Below are 24081 nucleotides of genomic sequence, written 5' to 3'. Positions count from 1 at the left end.
TTATGAAAGCCTTCGGGTTAAATTGAGATTCTTGTCTCCGCCCAGCTGTGAAGCCGAACGGAGATTTCATTACGTAATTGAAGCCCCGATGACAAATGCCAATCCGACAGATACAGCAAAGGTGATGATTCCAACTGCCACATTGCCTTTATGCAGCTGTTCCTCAACTGAAAACTTTCTTGTCACCAGTTCAAACAGCAAGTATGCAACCATTTGCAGGACGACCCCAAAAGCGCCCCAGATTAGTGTGTCGGTCAGTACGGAGCTGTGGTAAATCGAAAAAGCCAGGACGATGCAGATTCCGATCACTTTTCCGCTTATGGAAAGGGCAACTGCTTGATTTCCTGCCAGTACCTCATCCCAATCCTTGTATTTACTTGTCAACAATTCAAAAATATAGAGTCCAATTATTACAATTACTATCGCTATTGCAAAGTACATAAGTGTTAAAATAAATGGTTCCATGCCTCAGTCTCCCTTCTAAATTCCTTATTCAAACCATTTGCAGCACAGGATCCCCGGGTCAAAGCGTCCGAAAAGAATGAACGTCCTTTTTTCTCTTCGAAACATTTGCCTGCCGGAGGTGAACAGTGCGTTTCCATTTTTTATTTTCCGGCACCAGGGCCTCCACCCCTGACAGAAGATGATCCGCCGCGGATAGGTGCTTTATTGTAGCCTGTAAAAGTCCCGCCTGATCGGCTGTAGCCGCCGTAACACAATTCAGGGTTATTTCTGCATTTTAGACGCTGACTTCTGTCCCAGTCATTGGTACCGAGTAAACTATTCAAAACCGAATAAAGCAGCAGACCCTGAAAGAAACTCGGGCTGTAGTTGTTGCGGACAAACCGGTCATTAGCCACTTCAATCATGGTGTTCGCACTGTCTTCCTCATCTTCTGTAAGGATGACAAACAACTCGTCATAGACAAGCACCTGCTTATTGTCCTTCTTGTCACTAATCTTTTCGGGTTCCACGTGATTCTGGATAGCTTGGGCTACTTCATCAATTGATTGATTTTCTGCTATGTAAACTTCTGAATAATTGCTGTCATCCGTCCCGCTTGCCACCGTATCGGTAAAGGTATATTGATTGTTAATAAAGTCGACTATACCTTCCTTGAATATTGAACCGCTCCCTGAACCAGGGCCAGGACCGCAGGCGGCCAGCATAATCATTGTAACAATCAAGACCGCTAACGACTTCTTCATTTACTCACCTGCTTTCACTTGCTCATTACTTCAAATTGATGTGATTTGTTCACAAGGGGCCTGCTTGGATACATCTTCTTCACTAGATCGCCAAGTTCGTGTCTTCAAAAAGACTGCCTGGATACACCTTCCAAATGCAATGCTTCCAGGAAGACATACATAAGCAGGAACCGCCACTTCCGCAGTTCCTGCAATCAAACTACTCTTTGCCTAATTGTTTCTTTAGGGCTGCCAGCTCATCATCGACACCATTGCTCTTATCTAATGCATCAAGTTCATCATCAAGGCTGCGGTTCGATGACTTCATATCCTCGCTTGTTTCAGCCTCTGCTTCAAACTGCAGGACTTTCTCTTCCATACGGTCGAAGCCTTTTCTGGATTCGTCCCCGCCAATTGAAGACATGGCACGGTTCATTTTTGTACGTGTTTTTGCTGATTCAGCGCGTGCTTTTAATGAATCCTTCTTCAGCTTCATCTGGTTGTATTCATTCTTCATTTCATCAAGCTTCTTGCGCAAGCTGTCGGCATCGCCTTTGGCTCTCTCATAGGATTCACGCATTGTATCAGCTTGGGCACTGTGGGTTTTCTTGTCTTCAAGTGCTCTTCTGGCAAGGTCATCATTGCCGGCTTCCAGTGCTTTGACTGCCTGCTGCTGTCTCTTCTCCGCCATTTTGTCTGCTTCTTCATATTTCCTTTGAAGCATTTTCTCATTTGCGATCTGCTTCGCTACCGCCGCCTCTGCGTCACGGATATCCGCTTCCATTTCACGCATGAACTGGTCAAGCATCTTCACCGGATCTTCCGCTTTATCTAGCATGGCATTCAATTCTGAACCTACTACTGTTTTTACTCTTTTAAATAATTGAAACATGATTTCAGCCTCCTGATTAATTGCTTGCGATTATTTTGATTTCATATTCATTGATTTCATATCCGCTGCTGACCTCGATTTCACTGCCCCAAATCTCCACGGATAAATAGCTTTCTTCGTCTTCATCCTCAAAATCGAAGTAACGGCAATTTATGTCATTCACATTTTTCCCGCGGCCTTCTCCTTTTACTCTTGCAGTTCCGGATTCATCCAAGTAATAACGTGTTCCGTTATATTCAATTTCTTCCGGTATCGGTTCACTCAGCTTCAGCTTCACTTTTTCATAGATCCCTAAATACACCTGATCATCCATCTCGGCGCTCAGCCACACTGTACGTCCCGGGCTTTCCAACTGATATCCTATCCATTCGAAGCCATGGTCATTATATGTTAGCTTGCTGACCACTTCATAGTCCTCAAGATCATATGCCACAATATCTCCGACCTCAATTGTGAAAACATTTCGTTCTTTTACGACTGGCACCTCTTTTTCCTTTTTGCCAAACAGTCTTTTTAGTATGCTCATGTTTTCACCTCCGTCCAGATTTTCTATGTTCTTACTAACTTATACGCACTGCGAATCAAAAAGTTTCAGATTTACACCAAATCTATCGTATGTATATTGTATATTTTTTAATATCCTTTTACTAACTTCAACCAATCCGGTCCCAATCCTTTATTTTTTTCTCGAACTTTGAGACTTTACTAACAATCAGCGTTTCCTTCTCATTATGCACTTCCACATTGTTATAAATCTAATTATCCCTTCCTGCCCGATATAAGTCTAACATTAAACCTCCTATATTAAATAGGCAGTTTATTGCTTAAGGAAAACCCCAAGATTTGGATTTCCCCTTGGATACTAAGGGTTTTCTCTCTAATCTCGGATAGCAGCTCCTTTCTTTTCATGTAGCCAGGTTTTTCCGGTGAATTTAGTTATTTTTTCGGAAGGCTGTTTTCGCAAAGTTTGTGGCTGTTTACATGAAACGGAGTTCTGCTCCAACCCTCTACCTAAAAATGGGAAGTAACAATCTCTTAGAAAGAGCCTTTCGGAATTAGGATCGAATAGCAACAAAGTTTACGCTTAGAACCCATTAAATAGAAGGGATTTCTCCACATTTACAGAAGTAGTAAGGAAAACGCTGTAGGAGGAATGATGATGGAGGATACACAACTTTTTAAACAAATGGATTTTATCCGTATGAGAACGCTTGCCGCATTGGACAACACAACGGAAGAAATGGCTGACATTGTGCCGGAGGGTTTCAAAAACTCCATCAGATGGAATTTGGGCCATATATATTTAAGCCATGAAAACCTTATCCATTCTTTTGCAGGAGAAAAAGGACAAATCCCCGAAGGTTTTGCTGAAATGTTTGGCTTCAATACAAGTCCTGATGCCTGGGAAGGAACGCCTCCTTCACTTCAAGAGTTAAGACCGCTCTTGTCTGAACAGCCGGAAAGGTTGAAGGCCTCTTTCATGGGAAAACTATCGGAGAAAGGGGAAAAGCCTTTCCAAATGACAAAGGAAATTGCTTTTGAAACGTTAGCCGAAGTAGTTTCCTTCGCGAACTGGCATGAAGGTCTCCATCAAGGAGCCATTACCGCCATCAAACGTGTGCAGGGGATTGAAAACCTGTGGGAGCCTGTTAATCTAAAGGCCAAATGATAAATTCCCTAAAAAAGGCTGAATAGCCATATAAAAAGCCATTCCAACTTATTGGAGTGGCTTTAGTCTGCTGATAAAGCAGCTATTATTAATCTTTGATTCTGCCAAAAAGTTTGATGCAGTAAATCGCTGAAAGACCAACAAGGATGGAAACAATTTTAAAAAGAATGGCTTCCTGTCCCCCAAAGATGGCTGCTACTAGGTCAAATTCGAATAATCCGGCAAGCAGCCAGTTTAGGCCTCCGACAATTAATAGTATTAGTGCAATTGATATGCCCGTAAAAATACAGATAAAACATTTCATTGTATTGATTTTGTATAGTTTTCGTGTGGTTTTCGCTCACCTCTAAGATCCAACTCTAACTATTCGTCATCTATCTTCCAGGTACCATTTTTCATAAAAAAACCGCCTCTTGAGAGACGATAGGGTACTTTTAATTATAATCGTACAGGAGCATTTTTTTCCAAGGACTCATAACAAGCTTGAATGGCCTTGATATTCCTTTTGGTATCATCAGGAGAATAAACAGGTTTTTCTCCGTTCAGTATGCACTGGCTGAAGTGGTTTGTTTGAATCTCATATTGATTTCCCTCCAGCACCTCTTTTTTCTCTATCCCTTTTTCATCACTGATGAGAATGCTGACTTCTCCGTCAGGAAAGCGGTCTGAACGGTAGGCAAACGGAACCTTGATTGTCCCATTAGTGCCGTAAACTTCATAGAAATCCCTCATAGGCTGATCAAAACCGCATTCGAAGCTCGCGGTTACCCCTTTTTCGAAGCTGAGAAGGCCTGATGCTTTCGTATCTACTCCAAATTCCTCATGAACATCCGCCTTCACATAGGCCTCTACAGGTTCTTGCCCTAGTATATACCTCGTGGAGTGAATGCAGTAGCAGCCGACATCCCAGATGCTTCCTCCACCAAGGCCTTTATCCAGCCTGATATTCTGTTTATTTCTTTCAAAATCCAGTTTGAAGGTGAAAGCAGACTTCATATGCCTGACTTCTCCAATGGCACCTTCTGCAATCAGTTCCCTGACCCGATTGTGCTGTGGATGGAACTGGTACATAAAGGCCTCCATGAAGAGGACATTATTTGAACGGCAGGCTTCGGCCATTTCCTCTACATCTTCAACGTTCAATGCCGCCGGTTTTTCACACAGCACATGCTTGCCTTTCTCTGCCGCTTTCGTAACCCATTCCTTGTGCATGGTATTGGGCAGCGGGATGTAGACCGCCTGGATATCAGGATCGTCTAATAGTTTTTCATAGCTCTGATATGCTTTAGGGATGGAAAATTCTTTGGCAGCTTCTTCTGCCTTTCCGCTTGTGCTGGCAATTGCCGTGACTTCAGCATTACCACAATTTTGGAGTGCTGGGATGATGGCTTTTCTGGCGATATTGGCTGTGCTCATGATTCCCCATTTTACAGTGCTCATTTCTTCTTCTCCTCCTTTAGTCAATGATGGCACGAACGATTATCTGATTCTGCTGCGTTTCCCTTTTACAGATGATTCCTCTTCTGTCCGGAAGACCAAATACTTCATAAAAAGAAAGCTTGCTCCCGAAGACAGGAGCATGGCAAGGGCTTTCGAGAGGTTGTGTACCAGAAACAGCTGCAAGGATGTAATACCAAGCAGCTGAACTGACCCTAAGAATACAGCATTGCTGATCAAAAGGCTGATCAGCGCCTGTATCACGAAGATGAGTTTTACCCGGCCATCCCTGCTGCCCTCTTTAAAAGTCAGGCGCGAATTCCAAAAATAACTGTTTGAGACAGCCAGGGTATAGGCGGCAGTATTGAAAAGAACCAATACCGCCCCTTGTTCTGAAGGATATAGAAATAAAAACAAATTTAACGAAAAGATATCAATAAAGGCATTCATTATTCCAATGATGCTGAATTGAATGAGTTGAAAAAAGCCCCTTGATTTATTTCCGGCCATACCTTCCTCCGAGCATTTGACTGTTGAATTTTATCTAGAGTATATCTCAATTTTCATGGAAAATCTTCTCAGAACAATCCAAAACTTAATACAATTCATTTTTTTCACAAGAGCATGAGCCACTATTTTTTCTTTACAAGAAATCTTTTCCAGCATACTTTTTGAAAATCCGGGTAAAGACGGATAGAAATTGAGACAGTATGTTGAAAGAGAATGACAAGCATTTATTCCTCTTGTATATGCTCACTGCTGTTACGGTCAAACTATATATGAAGCTTGGGATCACCGACTTTCATATCAAAGGGAGAGAGCCATGAATATTGACTTTACATCACAGGAACAGTTAGGAATCAAACGCCTCTGGGGAAAAGAGAAGAGAGAAATTTCAAACGTCAATTATGACTCTAGACGAGTGCTGGAAAATGCTGCGTTTGTTTGCGTAAGCGGCGAAAAGCACGATGGGCATTCATTCCTGGAAGACGCAATTCATAATGGAGCTGCTGTGCTGGCCGGGGAAAACGCTAAGGTTCTTGAAAAAGCCAGTAAAAAGTATCCGGACAGGACATTTCTTCTGGTAGAAGATGCCAGGGCTTTCCTTGCGCAATTGTCAATCCTATTTTATAAAAGAATCCACGAAAAGCTGACCACTATCGGGGTGACGGGAACGAACGGGAAAACCACTGTCACTGCCTATGTGAAATCCTTGATGACCTTGCTCGGAACACCGACCGGCTCAATCGGGACGACCGGCATCATTTCTTCCTCTGGAAAAATCAATCTGAAGAAAAGTACGCCGACTACTCCGGAATCTTCTGATTTGCATTATATTTTTGATCAATTCTATCAGCGCGGTGATCAGGCTGCTGCCATGGAAGTATCCTCAGTCGCCACCGAACAAAAAAGGGTGGAGGGAATAGAGTTTGATGTCGCCATACATACCAACCTCTCTCCTGAACATTTGGAGTTTCATGGAACATTCGAAAACTACAAAGAAGCCAAACTTAAACTGTTCAGGCAGGCTAAAAAAGCAGTGGTAAATATCGATGATGACGGCATGGGCAAGGATATCCTGGACATGTATCCCGGGGAAGTGCTTACTTACAGCCTTGATAGAAGGTCAGAAGCAGATGTAAAAGCATCCAATTTAAGAACCATCGGCCACGAGACCTTTTTTGAACTAAAGGTTCACGATGAGTCCTATATTGTCAGAGTGCCGGTCATCGGAAACTATAACGTAGCCAATATACTTGCTGCTATATGTACAGCCCTGCACTCAGGTTATTCGATTCATCAAATCCTGCTGGCTCTGCCATCGGTCGAAGGGCCTGAAGGAAGGTTTGAAATTCTGACAGAGTACGGAAACAGAAAGATCCTTCTTGATTATGCCCACACACCGGCTGCCCTTGATAATTTGCTTAGGGAAGTTAAAAAGCTGGAGTACAAACGATTGATTGTTCTGATCACAGGAATCGGCATCAGGGATAAATCCAAAATGCCGCTGATGGCAGAAACAATTGACGGAAAAGCAGATGAGATTGTCGTTTCCGTTGATCACCCTGATTTCACTGATCCTGACGAGATCATCAGCCATGTCCTGGCTGGCTTCTCTGATCCGTCTGCTGAGAACATTTATACTGAGAGAACCAGAGCAGAGGGAGTTCTGTCCGCCCTTTCACTCAGTAACGAAGAGGATCTCATTCTTCTGACAAGCGGCTGTATCAATGGAGCCCAGATCGTCGAAGGAAAGGAAATTCCCCATTCGGATAAAGAGGTAATTGCGGAATACTTCAAGGACGATAAAACGGATTACGATTACGACTATATTCAGGCATGATATTGGAACAATACTGTCCGGCTTCAGGGAAGATTGAGGCTGGCAAAGGGCGAAACCGCCAATGGTTTCGCCCTTTATTTTTTCAATTACTCTTCTTATAGGTGTTTTTGCAAGGCACTTTTCGTAAACTTTGTTGCTATTGATTTTATTCCGAAGAAAGATCAATACCAAGAAAAGAAAAAATACGGTAATAGAAAAGAAAAGAGCTGCTCTCCCCCGCTAAGAGATAGAACTCTTAGTAACCGGTGAAAAATCCGGCTCTTGATATTTTTACGAAAGCAGCAATATATGCGAAAACAGCCTTTTACAAAGTTTGCGGCCGCTTTAAAGAGCAGCAGTGAGAAAGCAGCAAAGAACAACATTCACTATGGAAAAATGAAAGCCGTAAATCCACTTCACGGCCCCGTATCCCTGGACCCCAAGCCGGCTGGATGCTATTCAGAATGGCGTTTGTAAAGTTTTCGCTTCCATTTAAATCCTTTCTGGTCTAATCCAGGTTTTCTGTTATATTTAATACATATAGTGAATTTTTTAAATATTTAGATTCCGGAGGCTTCCATGGAACAACTTACTGACCACTTGATTGTTATTTCATTCGACTGTCTTTCTTCTTTGGATTTTCCCACACTGACCGAACTTCCTAACTTTAAAGCATTTCTAAAAAAAGGCGCCTATTGCAAAGCTGTCGAAACGATTTATCCTTCCGTCACCTATCCATGCCACGCCACTATCGTAACCGGCAACTTCCCAAACAGACATGGAGTCATCAACAATACTCACCTGCAGCCTGGCAGCGCCTCTCCTGACTGGTATTGGCACAGACATCATATCAAAGGGACGACTCTCTATGATGAAGCAAAACGAGCAGGCTTGACGACTGCTGCCTTACTATGGCCTGTAACCGCCAAGGCGAATATCGACTACAATATGCCTGAAATATTCGCTAACCGGCCCTGGCATCACCAGATAGCCGTCTCTCTCTGGAATGGAAGCACTTCTTTTCAGCTGGAAATGAACCGGCGCTTCGGTCACATCCGTAATGGCCTGTTTCAGCCGGAGCTGGACGACTTTGTACTAGAATCAACGGTTGAAACCATTCGCAAGAAAAAGCCCAACCTCATGCTCATCCATTTTACCGACCTGGATTCCAACCGGCACTATCATGGATTCTCTTCTGAGGAGGCATATGCGGCTTTGAAAAGACATGACGAGCGTCTAGGCAGAATCCTGTCAGCCTTGAAGGATTCCGGCATATATGACAATTCAACCATTATAGCCCTTGGCGACCACAGCGCTCTCGATGAATCCAAAGCAATTAAACCCAATGTCCTATTGAAGGAAAAGGGCTTGATCAGCGTAAACGACACCGGGCGAGTGATTGATTGGAAAGCCTATTGCAAAAGCTGCGACGGCTCGGCATATATATACGTTAAAGACCCACATGATCAAGAAACACTGAAAGCCGCAGAAGGGATCTTGCGGGATCTTTTAGAGGATGAAAAGAACGGTATTGAGCATATCATAACCGGTAAAGAAGCCCGGAAAAAAGGAGCTGACGGGAACTGTGCTTTCATGATTGAAGCTCTAAAAGGCTTTTACATTAAAGAAGGGCTCGAGGGAAGTTATCTGGATGAAATCACTCCTGAAGATGTCCAATCTGGAAAATATACGTATGCCTCCCATGGATATTCACCGAACAAGCCGGATTATCATACGATTTTGATGGCTTCCGGTAAAGGGATACGCGAGGGGGGCATCATCCCGGCCATGACTCTTGTGGATGAAGGGCCGACATTTGCCAGGCTGCTGGGGATTCACTTGGGAGAAACAGACGGGCACATCGTCCAAGACCTGCTGAAACTGTAAATCTTATGTAAAGTTTACGGGCTTTTCATTTTCTTCACTGCTTTTCTTGTACAATAAAATTGAAATCGTTTCCAGGAGGTCAATGCTGATGAAAAGTTTTTCGAAAGAAGAAAACAGCTGGATGTTCTATGATTGGGCTAACTCGGCTTATTCCATCATAATCTCAACGGCGGTTTTTCCATTGTTCTACAAGGCAGCCGCCACCAATGCGGGAGTAAGCCCGTCCGATTCTACTGCTTACTTAGGATACACGATTGCCATCGCTACTTTTATATTGGCCATGCTCGGTCCGATCCTTGGAACTATTGCCGATTATAAAGGGTTCAAGAAGAAGTTTTTCACATTCTTCTTTGGCTTGGGAATCACAGCTACAGCCGTGCTGGCTTTCATTCCAAGTGACCAATGGCTCATCCTTTTAATCTGTTATACCTTCGCTGCAGTCGGTTCCGCGGGGGCAAACGTATTTTACGACGCCTTCCTGACCGATGTGACCTCAGATGAAAGAATGAACAGGATCTCTGCCAGAGGCTATGGGCTGGGATATATCGGAAGCACCATTCCATTCCTTATCAGTATTGCCATTATCGTTCTGTCACAAAGCGGGACCATCCCCCTCTCGACTACGATTGCAAGTAAGATTGCCTTCCTGATAACTGCTTTGTGGTGGGGATTGTTTGCCATTCCCATGTTTAAAAATGTCCATCAGCGCTACTATATTGAGCCGGAACCGAAGCCGGTCGTCAACAGCTTCAAGCGTCTTGCGAAGACATTTAAAGAAATCAAAAAATACCGTGCCTTATTCTTATTTCTGCTTGCTTACTTCTTTTATATTGACGGTGTCGGCACCATCATCACGATGTCGACAGCTTATGGGTCAGACCTTGGCATATCATCCACAAGCCTTCTCATCATCTTATTTGTCACCCAGGTCGTGGCAGCTCCATTTGCCATTCTTTACGGAAGGCTTTCTGAAAAATTCACAGGAAAGAAAATGCTCTATGTCGGTATCATCATTTATATCTTTGTTTGTATCTATGCTTATTTCCTGGAAACGACTTTAGACTTCTGGATACTCGCGATGCTTGTTGCAACATCTCAGGGAGGGATTCAAGCTTTAAGCAGATCGTATTTTGCCAAGTTGGTTCCTAAACAAAACTCCAATGAATTTTTCGGTTTTTATAATATCTTTGGAAAATTTGCCTCCATCATGGGACCGCTCCTTGTCGCGGTGACTGCTCAGGTGACAGGCGATTCCAGTACAGGTGTATTCAGTCTTGTCGTCCTATTCATCATCGGCATCATTATTCTATCCCGGGTTCCTGAACCGAAACAGCATCTTGCTCCTATAGATGCGGGAAATCTGAAGATGTAAATGCCTCTAAAAGCACTGCCCGGTTAATCACCATACTTCAGTGACTATTTCTTATTTTAGTATGGTGTTTAACAACTAATCCCTATACTTCAGTGGCGATTTCCCATTTTAGTAGGGTGTTTAACGGCTAATCACCATACTTCAGCCGCGATTTCTTATTTTAGTAGGGTGTTTAACGGCTAATCACCATACTTCAGTGGCGATTTCCCATTTTAGTAGGGTGTTTAACGACTAATCACCATACTTCAGCCGTGGTTTCCCATTTTAGTATGGTGTTTAACGGCTAATCACCATACATCAGCCGTGGTTTCCCATTTTAGTAGGGTGTTTAACGGCTAATCACCATACTTGAGCGGTGGTTTCCCATTTTAGTAGGGTGTTTAACGGCTAATCACCATACTTCAGCAGCATTCATACAACTATTGGTATCAAAATGAAACGTCCTGTGAGGGTTCTCAGGACGTTTTTTATTGCTTAGTGGACAATGCCAATTATTTTTATAAAATTTAGGGGGACTTTTCTTTGGGACATCTGCCTGGTATAGCTGATTCAATGCACTTTTGCGCTATCAGGGGAATCAAGAGTATCCATGACATTGAGCGGATCTTTTATGAATGTGCTGGAAAAAGGATTTTAAAATCCCCATACCCCTCTTTATCTAAATCTTCCACAGGAATGAACCTTAGTGCAGCTGAATTGATGCAGTACCGCAGCCCGTTTTTACCTGGACCATCCTCAAATACATGTCCCAAGTGAGAATCAGCTTCACGGCTTCGCACTTCGACTCTGGTCATTCTGTGACTCAAATCATATTTCTCTTTTACGCTTGCAGACATAACAGGCTTTGTGAAGCTGGGCCAGCCGCATCCGCTGTCATACTGGTCTTTTGACGTAAAAAGCGGTTCTCCAGAAACGATATCGACATAGATTCCTTCCCTTTCATTATTCCAATATTCATTTTCAAAAGGAGGCTCTGTTCCATTTTCCTGTGTGACTTGATATTGGATTTCTGTGAGTTTTTCTTTGAGATGTGATGTATCCTTTGGCCAGTGCTTCTTCAAAAACTCCTGCCTGCCGGATCCCCTGCGGTAAAGTTCGTATCTGAAATTATTTCTTTTATAAAAATCCTGATGATAATCTTCCGCATGAAAAAAGGCTTGGGCTGGAAGGATCTCGGTTGCAATTGACTTCTGAAACTTCCCGCTTTCTTGCAGGTCCCGCTTTGACTTTTCGGCTGTACCCTTTTGTTGTTCGTTATGGTAATAGATAGCTGTCATATAGGCACTTCCCCTGTCGCTGAACTGTCCTTCACGATCTGTGGGATCAATCTGCTGCCATTACAGCTTCAGAAGGTCTTCATATGGGAACACCTCAGGATTAAAGACAATTTGAACAGCCTCTCTGTGACCTGTTTTCCCTGACACTACTTCTTTATATGACGGATTTTCAGTAACTCCCCCCGTGTATCCTGCTACTATCTCCTTGATGCCTTCCCTCTCATCAAAAGGAGAAACCATGCACCAGAAACATCCGCCGGCAAAAGTTGCTTTTTCGTATTGCGGTTTTGTCATCGTTTTCCTCCTTCAAAAAGGTTTCACGTGAAACATTTTAATCTATCGTATATCTCTTTTTAAAGTCAGGACTAAGCTCGCTCCATACATCGAACATGTTGCCGTCCATATCCCAAAAGACAAAGTTCCGGCCGGCATGGCCCCGATCTTCAATGTCCCCAGTCTTAATTTTTTGCTGTTTAAATTTGTGGTGAAGATCTTCCAATGCTGACAGGCCGTCCACTTCAAATGTTAATGAAAAGTGTTCCTCTCCATTCTGATCAAAAAAACCGGCCGATTGGTTACTGCCTGCCTTCACAAGAAAAAAGCTCTGATTGGCTAGGTTTAAAATCGCCTTATCGCTATCCTGGTAGCTTATTTCCGCTCCAAGGTTCACAGAGTACCACAGAGCAGATGATGCCGGGTTTTGCACAGGAAGATAAGTAGTTCCCACTCTTACTAATTTTTCATTCATCACTCTTCCATTCCCTTCTTTTCATTTTTTTCTTGAAGCCATCTTCGTGCAAAATCAACTACAGCACGCTGCTCCATAAGCCTGCAGTCAGCTTTCCCGACCACTGAAGTTTTAATAGCATGCTTTTCCTCGAATTCTTTTCCAAGTTCATCAAAAGGATCAGAATCGTATAAGATCTCTTCGTAGTTTTTCCATATCCGCTTTCCATCCTCCATCAGCGCAGTCCCTTTTTTGACCTTCTGGCGGCTGCTAATACTGTGCTCTGCAAAATGGAGAGAAGTGTTGCTTTCATGCGAAACACCAATCAGGAGCACGCTTCCACTTAACTCATAAATTTTTGCCAGAGGTGAATTTGGACCAAACCCTTCCTCCAGCGGCTGCTCGCTTAATATAAGATCAGCATGTTTACCCCAAGCAGCAAAAGAATAGATCGGATGGCTGCTTCTCCTTACTCCTGGGAAGTTCCTAAACGTGTCGGCGATTTTCCCCATTCCTCTCGCAGGAGTCACATCAGGATCATAGGCAGGCATCTCATCCCTGATAATCTGCCACCAGCTCTCCGGAACAGGAGGATTTTCCCACTCTGCCGGATCAGAGTTATCTGCAGATTGAGCAGGCATTATAAGAGTCCCCTCTTTCCCTACAGCTTCCATCAAAGCAGATACTACAGCAACTGCACCACCGCAAACCCATCCTAAGGAACTTAAGGAAGAGTGAACAATGAGGACCATTCCCTTTTCGATACCCATGTTTTTAAAATCCCGAACCAGACTTGCAGTCGTGTTTGGCTTCTCTAACTGCTGAATTGCTTCTTTTTCATTCATGACAAACTTCCCCTTATTCTCTGATTAACTTGAATTTTATTTACCTTTTATTATCTCCATTTTAATGCGTTTTTTCAATTTTCGGTATTTCACTCTCACTATTGAACCAAAATTTAGAAAATGCTATAGTTAGAATGAAATATTCTGAAAAATTTGAAATGTTATTGTAACAACAAAAGCGGAAGCGCCTTGTCCAGCCCCGACAGGCAAATGTTCTCAAGAGAAAAAAAGGCGGTATTTCCTCTTATTCTCTTGAGGTTATTTGACCCCGAGGGGCTGGGCGCTGAAGCTGGCCGTGGATGACATAGTAAAAATCAACCATAGACTAAGCTGGAGAAGAGGCAGCTATCCACTGCCTTATCGATAAATAAGGAGGCTTTTCCCTTGAATAAAATATTGTGGCTGCCTGTTCAGTTCCTACTGACATGTGCAGGGTTATTTCTATTTAGTGCTGCCGGTTCACTGCTTTTCTATGATCATGAACTCGTCATACATATTGCCAAATACCTTCATACTCTGAAGCAAATCTTCCATGATGTACTGAATCCCGCATCCATTTCCATTATGGTTGATGATAATGGAAAAAGTTATCCGATTTTCCCGATGCTGTTACAACTGTTCGGGTACTCGTTCCTTCTTCTGGTAACAGCCTTTTCCATCGCTGTTGTCGTTTCGGCTGTCATCAGCTATCTGATCATGTTCCTGCCAGGCTGGGCCAAACGGGGATGCCTGCGTATTCTTGATTTATTTGATTCCCTGCCGGATGTCATGATCGTTGTACTTCTGCAATTATTCATCATTTGGCTTTTCAAAAAGACGGATATCCTCATGTTTGATATCTACAAGCTAGGCGAAGACAAAATCTATGTGCTGCCAATTGTCTGCCTGGCTGTCCTGCCAATTGCCTTTCTTACAAAGCATTTCCTTTTCCAGATAAGAGAGGAAGAAGACAAGCCGTACGTTGAATATTCCTTTTCCAAAGGGTTTTCAAAAGCTTATACTTTGTGGGTTCATTTGTTTCGGAACGTTTGGGTTCAATTTTATTATCACATCAAACCGATTTTCTTATTGATGCTTTCTAATCTGCTCATCATTGAAATTCTGTTTAACATTAATGGATTTATGTTTGTTCTGCTTAAAACAGCTACTGCAGAACCAAGTGCGTTCTTCATTGGCATGCTGATGATTTACGTGCCATTCTTCATCATCTTCAGCATCGGCCGAGTTCTTTTAACCAAGACGATTGGAGGGGAGGTTGAAGTATGAGTATTTTCAAATCTGTACGGTTTTGGATACCCTTTGCAATTCTGGCAAGCATGATTGCAGGAAGCTTTATCGTACCCGTTCTCTATCCGGATTTACAGGCTGAAGGACCGCCATATATAACAGATCCTGAAACTGCTAAAGTCATTGCAGCAGCACCTTATTCCCCCTCAGAGATGCCTCCCATGGGAAGTGACAGGCTGGGGAGAAATATATTCCTGCTGCTTATCGATGGTGCCAAATATACCTTGCTTGGCGCATTGGCCATCGCATTGCTGAGGATGGCAGGCGGCTTTGCGACAGGACTGCTGTATGCTTTCATGCCGTCTTGGCTGAGATCCGGCTTTAAAGGCTTTTGGGATACATTCAATTTCATTCCTCTGGCCATAGTCGGTTACATCCTGCTTTATCCGCTTCAAGCGGCTTACGAAGTACAGGCACTTACAAGCATGCGCTTTTTAATTATTGAAGTAGTCGTTATTGCACTCATCGTCATTCCTTCCCTAGGAATGTATGTCGGACAGGGGATGAATGATTTCATGAAGCAGGAATTCGTGGATGTTTCAAGACAAATGGGGGCCAGCCGCTTTCACTTGATCAAGAAACATTTGCTGCCTCACTACGGCCGGCATTCTATTGTTCTATTTTCTGAACAGCTGTCTCAAACGCTTCTTCTATTGATCCAGCTGGGAATCCTTAAAATCTGTCTGGGCGGACTGATGACCGCGGAGTTCGGTATCATGGAAAGCATCCCGGTATATTTTTCAGCCATCAATGAATGGGCTGCCACAATCAGTATCAATATCCAGCAGGTTTTCATCAAGCCTTATATCGTATTGGGTCCGCTCCTGTTTTTTGCGATATCCATTTATTGTGTAAATGAGATCAGTTCAGTATTAAGATCTGTACTTATTGAAGGCAACTCTGTCGGCCTGAAGCGCCTAAGGAAGAAAAACAGACAGACAAGCATGCCAGCTGCGACCCATCAGCCTCAAAAAGGAGACTTTTCCTTTGCTGATAAGGAGAAAAAGGCATGTTAAAGAAAGCGGTATCCCTATTGGCGATGGTTTCTGTCCTTCTAATGCTGGCTGGCTGCAGAGTGGTCCTGGTGGATGAAACCCTTGCCGAAGAAGAGGCACCTCAAATCGCTTCAGGAAACGAAACGATTATCATGGAGTCTAACGTGCGTTTTCATAAAAGAATGGTGGTTCGCGGTCAAACAAACCTGCCTGAGGGAAGCGTCATCCAGGCTGGACTGAAGGAATATCCAGATGACGCTGAAATCGAGCAAGTTATGGATGCCACAGCACAACCCTTGGAAGAATTCATACTGACTGACACAGGGGAAGTTGGAGAGGACGGCACCTTCTTAATCGTTCTCAAAAGAGGAGATACTGAAAAAAGGTATCAGCTCATCGTTGAATTTCCTGCCGATTTACAGCCGCCTGCCGTTCAAGAGAAATACGGCATGTACGGGGAAAAAATCGGGGATAGTGATGGTGCCTACCTATATGAAAAAGACGGGAAGACCTATACAGGAATCATTAGATTTGCACCGATACCTATGCCTTCCGACCGCGGATTCTATAGCGGTAAGATGAAGCTTAATTCTGATCCGGGAAAAGCAAATCCTTATTGGTGATTTTCACTAATTTCTATCAATGATAGAAACCCTGCAAAAGCAACATTTTATAGGAAATATCCCTATAAGAGAAGATCCCCTGGCCGGATAAGGCTTAGGGGATCTTTTTTGCAAGCCATTTTGTGAAAAGAACTCCAATTAACCGGAAATAGCCCGGTAAACCCCAAAAAAGAGCTGCTCCCTCCGTCTGGAGAGAAAAACCTTATTATCAATATTTTTCTAAAAGCAACAATATATACGGAAACACTCTTTTACAAAACCTGTCGAAAATTCTATAAGTAAAATCCATTTCCAAAGTTCATCTCCTGCCTTAAACTATAGTAAAAGGGGGCTCCTCGATGAAATTCTGGAAGATTGCATTTTTGAGTCTGGGCAGTTTTATTTTAATCTTTATAATTGTAACCGCTTTCAACACTTTTACCGTTCAATCTAAACAACCTGTTCCTGATCCTGAAAAAATTACCTTGGATGAAGAAAAGGCGATTAATAACCTTTCTGAGGCTATAACCTACAAAACCATTTCTTATGATGACCGCAGTAAATTTGAACTTGAAGAGTTCCAGCGCTTCATCGATTTTTTAGATCACACCTATCCCTCTGTTCATCGTGAATTGGACCTGGAAAGAGTCAATGATTATGCACTCATTTATACTTGGAAAGGCCAGGACCCCTCTAAAAAACCGATTGGCCTGACCAGCCATTATGATGTAGTCCCTGTCCTTCAAGGTACCGAGGGAAACTGGGACCATGACCCTTTCAGCGGTAAGATTGCCGGGGGTAAGATCTGGGGACGGGGTACTCTCGACGATAAAATCGGGGTGATCGGAATTCTGCAAGCCCTTGAGCACCTTATAGAGGAAGGGTTTCAGCCTGAAAGAGATATGTACTTCATGTTCGGGCATGATGAAGAAATCGGCGGAGAAGAAGGGGCAATGGCTATAGCTTCATTACTGAAGGAAAGAGGCGTGCAATTTGATTTTGTCCTCGATGAAGGAGGTGCCATAGTGGAAAACATGGTGCCAGGAGTCGAAGCTCCCGTCGGCGTTGTCGGCATTTCGGAAAAAGGATCGGCGACAGCAGAGCTTTCAGTGGAGGGCAGCGGCGGACATTCCTCCCAGCCGCAGAGCCGGACGAATATCGGCAGAATCGCCGGTGCCATAGCCAAACTGGAGGAAACCCAGTTTACAGAGGATCTTAAAGGACCAGGAGAGGATTTATTTGAGTACGTTGCACCTGAAATGAATTTCGGGATGAAGTATATTTTTTCAAATAAACTCTTCTTTGAACCTATTATTGAAGAAGTGTTATTGAAGGAACCCGCTTCAGCAGCACTGATCAGAACGACAATTGCTCCAACGATATTCCAGGCCGGGGAACAATACAATGCCCTTCCTGAGCAAGCAAGTGCCATCATCAACCTTCGACTCATGCCAGGCGACTCATTGGAAGATGTGAAACAATTTATCGAAGAAACTATTGAGGATGAAGCCATTACCGTTGAAGTGACAGGGAGCGAAGCAACAAAGGTATCTTCATTGAAAGGCAAGCCCTTCAAAACCATCCAGCAGGCAGCGAGAAATGTTTACAGCGAGGCTGTCATCGCTCCCTATTTGATGGTTGCCGGGTCGGATGCCAAACATTATGACAGTGTTGCCGATAATACGTACCGCTTTCTCCCTGTCCAGATCACTTCCGAAGACCTGAACCGGATGCATGGCACCAATGAGCATGTCAGCACAGAAAATTACCTTAATGCCGTAAAATTTTATGTGGAATTTGTTAAAGAAAGCAACCGATACTAAATGAAAACCTGCTTCCAGACAAGGAAGCAGGTTTTTGATTTTTATAAAGTGATGAGGAGTCTCCACTTTTTTCAAGGCTGTTTTTGCGTATTGCTGCTTTTGGAAAAATCCCAAGAGCCGGATTTTCTTAAGAATAAGTATCAAATAGCAACAAAATTTACGAAAAGAGCCTTTTACAAAAGGGTTTCTAAGAGTTAAGAAAAGTACCCTTTCAATCCAAGATCAATTTGGAAGGTTGTCATTAAGATGGCGGTTGTCAGCAATATCTTCCTTGCCGTCCAACAGATGTGTCATGCCGCGGACCAGGGTATCATCTTCAAGAAGGCTCCAGAGGTGATATCCAAAGTCTTCTCTTTTCAAAAGAACTTCTTCCAATACCTGCACTGTACCAAAGTCATTCAACTCGTGTGCACGCTTGATTGTTTTTCTCATCATGCCCTGAATTTTGATCTCATGTTCCAGATCATTGCGAAGGTAATCCCTCATTGTGTAGCGGCCTTCCACTTCGTGTTTAATATAGGAAATTTCATGCTGTGTAACAGGGTGGGCAGTAGGCACGACACCCAGCCTGGCAACGCGCTCGCCTACCATATCGATGTGCTTCTCAGTTACATCGATATGTTCATCCAGAATATGATGAAGACTTCCGAATGATTCGGCACCTTCTGTGAGCCAATGATGCTTGGTGTATTGATGTAACGCCACGTTCAAAGCACACAAATGCTCATCCAGCATCAATCCCATTTCCAGCCGGGTTTCATAAGGAAGACTGATTCCGCTTCCTTCTTTTCTGGCTGTTCGGGGCTCCTGTCTTAGAATCATTTCATTAGAATGCTGGTTCTTGTGGCCGGGCATGTTTGGGTCAAACCCTGACTTCGACAGCTTGAATTCATCATGAGAAAATCCTTGATTATCATGGTTCGTCATTTTTCGTTACCTCTTTTCGGGGGAATTTTTACTTCTTTATTGTCCATATACTCTGTGTAAGTTATTCAGGATTTTTCACTCTCTTTCGTCAAACCGTTACTCCCACCTACTCCCCAGCCTCTCCACCTTCATACTATAAGGAAAGGAGGTGAATTTATATGAGAGAACCTTATTTACTATGGTCTGAAACTCCTTATGCCGGGGAAAGCGGGCCGCCGAGAGATCCCGTCACACCATCAGCAGGTTCATGGCCTCTTCTTTTCTTAAAAAGGCAGCAGGATGGGGACATTAGTACTCCCGAAGGAAAGGAAGTCGAGCGGTTTCTCAGACACCCTAATATGATCGATTTTGAAAGAGAGCTCAAAGTGGTCAAGAAGACCTTGAATACACTGACTGAAACGCAAAAAAAGATCGCTGTCTATTATGGAAGCGGAGTTCCTACTAAACAATGGACACCTGTGATAGACCGGCTGATCGATACCTATAACGTCTCCCCAACTGCTGCAGCCCAGATACAGGCTTACGTTCATGGAGCTGTCAATGATGCCATGGTCGTCACATGGGACCTGAAGTATAAGTGGGATGTGGCAAGGCCCAATCAGTATGACCAAACACTGGAAACAATAATTTGTACGCCGCGCTTCCCGACTTATCCTTCCGGGCATGCCGTCATGTCCGGGTGCGCAGAAACAGTATTAAGTTATTTCTTCCCAAGAGAGGCACGCAATTTGAATAAAGTAGCAGAAGATGATGCCGACAGCAGGCTGTTCGGCGGCGTCCATTTTCCTTCTGATAACAGCGAAGGGCTTCGATTGGGCAGGACAATTGGCAAAGTGGTCATCAACCATATTAAACGCCAACCTGGATTTGATCCGCGCATGGTATCTCACAGCTATAAGAACGCTAACCTTCTTCCTGAAGATTACCGTCAATTCATTCCATATGACTTTCCGCCCGACTGCTCATCTTTAGTGATTGGAGAGGAAGATAGCGGAAGGAAGGAGCCGCTGCAGAATCTTGATGCACCCAAGCCTTTTCTTAAAAAACTGAGTTAAGATTTTTAGACCTTCTCGCGGGAAGGTTTTTTTGTTCACTTCATATGTGGGGGCTAAGTATATGGATGTGTGCTCATCACCCTCAGTTCATCATGAAAATAGCCGCCTGCCTCGAGGATTGGAGCGCCCCTTTTTCTTGAGCTGGGCAGTTGATTGTTGGAGGAGCCCTGTTTTTGCAGAGCGAGAGACATCATCTTTCGGTTTTCCTCATTTTGATGTACCTCGCTTGCCAGGCGAAGTACATTATCTTTTAGTTTTTCCGGTTTAATGTACCTCGCTCTCCGGGCGAAGTACACTATCTTTCAGTTTTTCCAATTTGATGTACCCCGCTTGCCGGGCGAGGGACATTATCTTTTAGTTTTTACGATTTGATGTACCTCGCTCCCCTAGCGAAGTACATTATCTTTTGGTTTCTGCGATTTGATGTACCTCGCTTGCCGGGCGAGGTACATTATCTTTCAGTTTTTCCGGTTTGATGTACCTCGCTTGCCAGGCGAAGTACATTATCTTTCAGTTTTTTCGGTTTAATGTACCTCGCTCCCAGGGCGACGTACATCATCTTTTGGTTTCTGCGATTTGATGTACCCCGCTTTCCAGGCGAGGTACATTATCTTTCAGTTTTTCCGGCTTGATGTACCTCGCTTGCCAGGCGAAGTACATTATCTTTTGGTTTTTCGATTTGATGTACCCCGCTTGCCGGACGATGTACATTATCTTTAAGTTTCTCCGGTTTGATGTACCTCGCCGGCCTTCCTAGGACATCTTCTAGCGGGTTTCTCGATTTTGATGTACCCCGCTTGCCGGACGATGTACATTATCTTTAAGTTTCTCCGGTTTGATGTACCTCGCCGGCCTTCCTAGGACATCTTCTAGCGGGTTTCTCGATTTTGATGTACCCCGCTTGCCGGGCGAGGTACATTATCTTTCAGTTTTTCCGGCTTGATGTACCTCGCCGGCCTTCCAAGGATATCATCTAGCGGGTTTCTCGATTTTGACGTACCCCGCCGGACGTGCAAGGGAGATCATTCGATGTGATGCGCCTCGGTCCACACCAAAAAACCCGCACAAGTTAGAGTACGGGTTTTTACCATTCATGAATGAGGCAGCCCATTTCGGCTGACAACATTGATGCCTCCAGAGGCTGAGATGACACTTCCCGTGATAAGGTCAGAGTTCTCATCACACAGGAAGCTGACGAGGCGTGAAATATCTTCCCCAGTGCCGGACCTGCCGATGGGCGTCCGATCGTCCTTCATACCCCTGGCAGATTCAATGGAAGACTCTTTCATTTCACCCCTGATGTCTCCTGGGCATATCATATTAGCTGTGATGCCATACTCGGCTTCCTCCAAGGCAATGGATCTTGTTAGTGAAACCAGGCCCACCTTTGCTGCACTGAAGGCCGAACGGTAGATCCAGCCAGGTGAATGCTCGGCATCCTGGAAGCCATAATTGACGATCCTGCCGAATTTTTGCCTTCTCATGATCGGTACAGCGAGTTTTAGAAAATGAAAAACGGCTGTCAAATTCCCGTTGATCATCTCTTCCCACTCATGGTCCTCATAATCAATCAGCTTCTTGCGCTCAAAAATATAAGGACCGGCATTATTGACGAGATAATCAATTCGGCCAAACCGGCCCATAGCCTGATCAATGATGTTTCTGATATCTTCCTTTTTAGTGATATCGCCTTGAACAAACTGAAGCTGCTCAAGATAGGCTGCCCATTCTTGTTTTAACTGTTCAACCCTTTCAAAATCGCTCCTGAAATTGACCGTCACAGAGCAGCCCCGCTTAAGGAATTGCTCGGTCACTTTTTTTCCAAGCCCTTTGGAACCAGCAGTGATCACTGCGTGTCTCATTTTTCTCACCTGCACTATCGACATTATCATTTAGGTTTATCTGCCCTGCTATCTATTCAAAAGGGATAGAAATTCCATCCTGTTCTCCGTCTTCTCTGCGTAGATTCCCCTGACCGCCGTAGTCGTCGTGGAAGCAGTCGACTTCTTGATGCCGCGGCCGCACATGCACATATGTTTAGCTTCAACCACGACCATCACACCTTGCGGCTCTAGGACCTCCTCGACCGCCTGGGCGATTTCATTCGTCAGTCTTTCCTGTACCTGAAAGCGCTTGGCATACCCTTCGACCAGGCGGCCGATTTTGGATAAGCCCGTAATTTTCCTGTCCGGTACATAGCCTACATGGGCGACACCAAAGAAAGGAGCGAAATGATGCTCGCACATCGAATAAAACTCAATATCCTTCACCATCACCAATTCTTTATGGTCAACATCAAACACTTTTTCCAAATGTACTTTCGGATCTTCACGGTATCCTTCTGTATATTCTAAAAATGCCTTCAATACACGGAACGGTGTTTCCTGCAGACCGTCACGGTCCGGGTCATCGCCGCAAATCTCAATCAAATTCTTGATTCCATCCATATATTGCTGCGCCTTAATGATATCTTTATCTATATCCCCAGAAGTGCCTTTAAACAAATCCTGGAGTTTTTGAAGCATAAATTGATCTTCGGTCATCAACATAATAAATCTCTCCACTCTCTATTATGAAATAAAACCTTAAGCATCAAACTTACGGTTTCATGTTATACATACTATATCACAAATCCCTGCAACCTTTGATAGTCAGTATACTCTTGAAAAACATTACCAAACATTTTAGCACGCTAAAGCACTAAAAGGGACAGTCCCTATTAGTGCTTTAGTGTGTTGAAGTACCAAAAAAGGATAAATATTATCTCCCGGTTCAGTCTATCCTAAGGGTAAATTCATTTATGAGGAGAGTTCTTATGAGTACAGATTCTCAAGAGAAATACAGAACATACTGCGGCAGTGAATATGATACTTTAAAGCGGGTTATTCTATGTGAGCCCCATTATATGACAATCCGTGATGTTATCAATGAAACTCAGAGGAAATTCAAGGATGAGGGGATACATATAGACAAAGCCGTCGAACAGCACGGCCAGTTTGTTAAAACCCTGAGAGATAATGGAGTGGAGGTGGCTCTTCTTCCTTATCATAAAAAATACCATGAGCAGGTTTTCACCCGTGACATCGGGTTTACCTTGGGACAGACCGTATTCGTCGCCAGAATGGCCAGTGATGTCAGGAGAGGGGAAGAAACTGTACTGAAGCAATGGCTTGAGGATGAGGATCTTTCTTATTACAATCTTGCAGAAGACAGAATCGAAGGCGGCGATGTTGTCATTGATCAAGGTACCGTTTATGTAGGACTCAGCGACAGAACTACGCAAAGTTCGGTCGATCACCTGCAGAGCCTTCTGCCGCATTATGAAGTGAAGGGAATTAAGTTCAAAGCCGAATACCTGCACTTAGATTGTGTCTTCAATGTCATTTCACCCACAGAAGCACTTATTTTCCGCGAAGCCTTAACGGAACAGGACATCGAATTTTTCGGTTCCCGATATGAACTAATCGAGGTTTCTAAAGAAGAACAATTCACCCTGGGAACAAATTTACTATCAATAGGCAGCAAAAAAATTCTCAGCTTACCTGTCAATAAAGAAGTTAATAAACAACTCCGCGATCGGGGCTTTGATGTAATAGAAGTAGACATTACTGAGATTATTAAATCAGGCGGTTCTTTCCGATGCTGTTCACTTCCGATTTTGAGAGAGCTTTGACTGCTCACTTCTGCCACGAAATATATTAGGACTTCGAACAGGGCACTTAATTTTTCAACGCGAACCATCAGCAGGGATTCCATCATCCCTGCTTTTCGTTGTT

The 24081-nt window shown here is 43.8% G+C and carries 23 protein-coding genes and 1 pseudogene; 10 read left to right on the top strand and 14 right to left on the bottom strand.

Annotated features, from left to right (window positions below; translation table 11 throughout):
- Nucleotides 1-69: 69 nt before the first annotated feature.
- The 4 genes from FZC79_RS13410 to FZC79_RS13395 form a co-directional block, all read right to left on the bottom strand.
- Complete coding sequence (locus tag FZC79_RS13410; RefSeq protein ID WP_148947282.1) at nt 70-465, bottom strand: DUF350 domain-containing protein; 396 nt, start codon at nt 463-465, stop codon at nt 70-72.
- A 140-nt stretch (nt 466-605) separates the two neighbouring features.
- Nucleotides 606-1208: a DUF4247 domain-containing protein gene (locus tag FZC79_RS13405; RefSeq protein ID WP_148947281.1), complete on the bottom strand. Its 603-nt coding sequence runs from the start codon at nt 1206-1208 to the stop codon at nt 606-608.
- Nucleotides 1209-1407: 199 nt separating this feature from the next.
- Nucleotides 1408-2079, bottom strand: a complete 672-nt coding sequence (locus tag FZC79_RS13400) for a PspA/IM30 family protein (RefSeq protein WP_148947280.1) — start codon at nt 2077-2079, stop codon at nt 1408-1410.
- Between the two features lie 16 nt (nt 2080-2095).
- A complete protein-coding gene (locus FZC79_RS13395) occupies nt 2096-2605 on the bottom strand; it encodes a DUF4178 domain-containing protein (RefSeq protein WP_148947279.1) in 510 nt (169 codons plus the stop codon).
- A gap of 633 nt (nt 2606-3238) precedes the next feature.
- Between FZC79_RS13395 and FZC79_RS13390 the strand changes: the two genes are divergently transcribed.
- Nucleotides 3239-3748: a DinB family protein gene (locus FZC79_RS13390; RefSeq protein WP_187442774.1), complete on the top strand. Its 510-nt coding sequence runs from the start codon at nt 3239-3241 to the stop codon at nt 3746-3748.
- An 88-nt stretch (nt 3749-3836) separates the two neighbouring features.
- On the opposite strand, the gene FZC79_RS13385 is transcribed toward FZC79_RS13390, so the two are convergent.
- From FZC79_RS13385 to FZC79_RS13375, 3 genes are all read right to left on the bottom strand, one after another.
- A complete protein-coding gene (locus FZC79_RS13385) occupies nt 3837-4052 on the bottom strand; it encodes a DUF378 domain-containing protein (RefSeq protein WP_148947277.1) in 216 nt (71 codons plus the stop codon).
- A 134-nt stretch (nt 4053-4186) separates the two neighbouring features.
- Complete coding sequence (locus tag FZC79_RS13380; RefSeq protein ID WP_148947276.1) at nt 4187-5188, bottom strand: Gfo/Idh/MocA family protein; 1002 nt, start codon at nt 5186-5188, stop codon at nt 4187-4189.
- 39 nt (nt 5189-5227) lie between these two features.
- The gene (locus tag FZC79_RS13375; protein ID WP_148947275.1) at nt 5228-5695 is read right to left on the bottom strand and encodes a GtrA family protein; all 468 of its coding nucleotides are present in this window, start codon (nt 5693-5695) and stop codon (nt 5228-5230) included.
- 313 nt (nt 5696-6008) lie between these two features.
- Here FZC79_RS13375 and FZC79_RS13370 point away from each other — a divergent pair, with 313 nt between their 5' ends.
- The 3 genes from FZC79_RS13370 to FZC79_RS13360 all read left to right on the top strand — a co-directional run bounded on the left by FZC79_RS13370 (nt 6009) and on the right by FZC79_RS13360 (nt 10767).
- Nucleotides 6009-7529, top strand: coding sequence for a UDP-N-acetylmuramoyl-L-alanyl-D-glutamate--2,6-diaminopimelate ligase (locus tag FZC79_RS13370; protein ID WP_148947274.1), 1521 nt, complete (start codon nt 6009-6011; stop codon nt 7527-7529).
- Between the two features lie 558 nt (nt 7530-8087).
- Entirely contained in the window at nt 8088-9395 is a 1308-nt protein-coding gene (locus FZC79_RS13365) for an alkaline phosphatase family protein (protein ID WP_148947273.1), read from the top strand.
- 85 nt (nt 9396-9480) lie between these two features.
- Entirely contained in the window at nt 9481-10767 is a 1287-nt protein-coding gene (locus FZC79_RS13360; protein WP_148947291.1) for an MFS transporter, read from the top strand.
- A 608-nt stretch (nt 10768-11375) separates the two neighbouring features.
- Here FZC79_RS13360 and msrB read toward each other — a convergent pair.
- The 4 genes and pseudogenes from msrB to FZC79_RS13345 all read right to left on the bottom strand — a co-directional run bounded on the left by msrB (nt 11376) and on the right by FZC79_RS13345 (nt 13616).
- A complete protein-coding gene (gene msrB, locus FZC79_RS24010; protein ID WP_353733610.1) occupies nt 11376-11828 on the bottom strand; it encodes a peptide-methionine (R)-S-oxide reductase MsrB in 453 nt (150 codons plus the stop codon).
- Nucleotides 11814-12338, bottom strand: a pseudogene (gene msrA, locus FZC79_RS24005) (peptide-methionine (S)-S-oxide reductase MsrA); the annotation flags it as partial. The gene msrB and the pseudogene msrA, both read right to left, overlap by 15 nt.
- 37 nt (nt 12339-12375) lie before the next feature.
- Nucleotides 12376-12792: a VOC family protein gene (locus FZC79_RS13350; protein WP_148947272.1), complete on the bottom strand. Its 417-nt coding sequence runs from the start codon at nt 12790-12792 to the stop codon at nt 12376-12378.
- On the bottom strand, nt 12792-13616 hold the full coding sequence (locus tag FZC79_RS13345; RefSeq protein ID WP_148947271.1) for an aminoglycoside N(3)-acetyltransferase: 825 nt from the start codon (nt 13614-13616) through the stop codon (nt 12792-12794). Before FZC79_RS13345 ends, FZC79_RS13350 begins: the two co-directional genes overlap by 1 nt.
- A 384-nt stretch (nt 13617-14000) precedes the next feature.
- Between FZC79_RS13345 and FZC79_RS13340 the strand changes: the two genes are divergently transcribed.
- The 4 genes from FZC79_RS13340 to FZC79_RS13325 all read left to right on the top strand — a co-directional run bounded on the left by FZC79_RS13340 (nt 14001) and on the right by FZC79_RS13325 (nt 18323).
- Complete coding sequence (locus tag FZC79_RS13340) at nt 14001-14882, top strand: ABC transporter permease subunit (RefSeq protein ID WP_148947270.1); 882 nt, start codon at nt 14001-14003, stop codon at nt 14880-14882.
- Complete coding sequence (locus FZC79_RS13335; RefSeq protein WP_148947269.1) at nt 14879-15919, top strand: ABC transporter permease subunit; 1041 nt, start codon at nt 14879-14881, stop codon at nt 15917-15919. Before FZC79_RS13340 ends, FZC79_RS13335 begins: the two co-directional genes overlap by 4 nt.
- Complete coding sequence (locus FZC79_RS13330; protein ID WP_148947268.1) at nt 15913-16521, top strand: hypothetical protein; 609 nt, start codon at nt 15913-15915, stop codon at nt 16519-16521. Before FZC79_RS13335 ends, FZC79_RS13330 begins: the two co-directional genes overlap by 7 nt.
- Nucleotides 16522-16859: 338 nt before the next feature.
- Complete coding sequence (locus FZC79_RS13325; protein ID WP_148947267.1) at nt 16860-18323, top strand: M20 family peptidase; 1464 nt, start codon at nt 16860-16862, stop codon at nt 18321-18323.
- A gap of 222 nt (nt 18324-18545) precedes the next feature.
- Here FZC79_RS13325 and FZC79_RS13320 read toward each other — a convergent pair whose 3' ends face one another.
- On the bottom strand, nt 18546-19250 hold the full coding sequence (locus FZC79_RS13320) for a Dps family protein (protein WP_148947266.1): 705 nt from the start codon (nt 19248-19250) through the stop codon (nt 18546-18548).
- Nucleotides 19251-19408: 158 nt separating this feature from the next.
- On the opposite strand from FZC79_RS13320, the gene FZC79_RS13315 reads away from it, so the two are divergent.
- On the top strand, nt 19409-20305 hold the full coding sequence (locus FZC79_RS13315; protein ID WP_148947265.1) for a vanadium-dependent haloperoxidase: 897 nt from the start codon (nt 19409-19411) through the stop codon (nt 20303-20305).
- 1091 nt (nt 20306-21396) lie between these two features.
- On the opposite strand, the gene FZC79_RS13310 is transcribed toward FZC79_RS13315, so the two are convergent.
- Nucleotides 21397-22167: an SDR family oxidoreductase gene (locus FZC79_RS13310; RefSeq protein ID WP_148947264.1), complete on the bottom strand. Its 771-nt coding sequence runs from the start codon at nt 22165-22167 to the stop codon at nt 21397-21399.
- A 48-nt stretch (nt 22168-22215) separates the two neighbouring features.
- The gene (gene folE / locus FZC79_RS13305; RefSeq protein WP_148947263.1) at nt 22216-22854 is read right to left on the bottom strand and encodes a GTP cyclohydrolase I FolE; all 639 of its coding nucleotides are present in this window, start codon (nt 22852-22854) and stop codon (nt 22216-22218) included.
- A 266-nt stretch (nt 22855-23120) separates the two neighbouring features.
- Between folE and FZC79_RS13300 the strand changes: the two genes are divergently transcribed.
- On the top strand, nt 23121-23978 hold the full coding sequence (locus tag FZC79_RS13300) for a dimethylarginine dimethylaminohydrolase family protein (protein ID WP_148947262.1): 858 nt from the start codon (nt 23121-23123) through the stop codon (nt 23976-23978).
- Nucleotides 23979-24081: the final 103 nt, after the last annotated feature.

It is taken from the genome of Rossellomorea vietnamensis (assembly GCF_008180615.1).
Classification (GTDB): domain Bacteria; phylum Bacillota; class Bacilli; order Bacillales; family Bacillaceae_B; genus Rossellomorea; species Rossellomorea vietnamensis_D.
The sequence above is the reverse complement of the archived record's forward strand: the minus strand, read 5'-3'. Positions and strand labels throughout refer to the sequence as shown.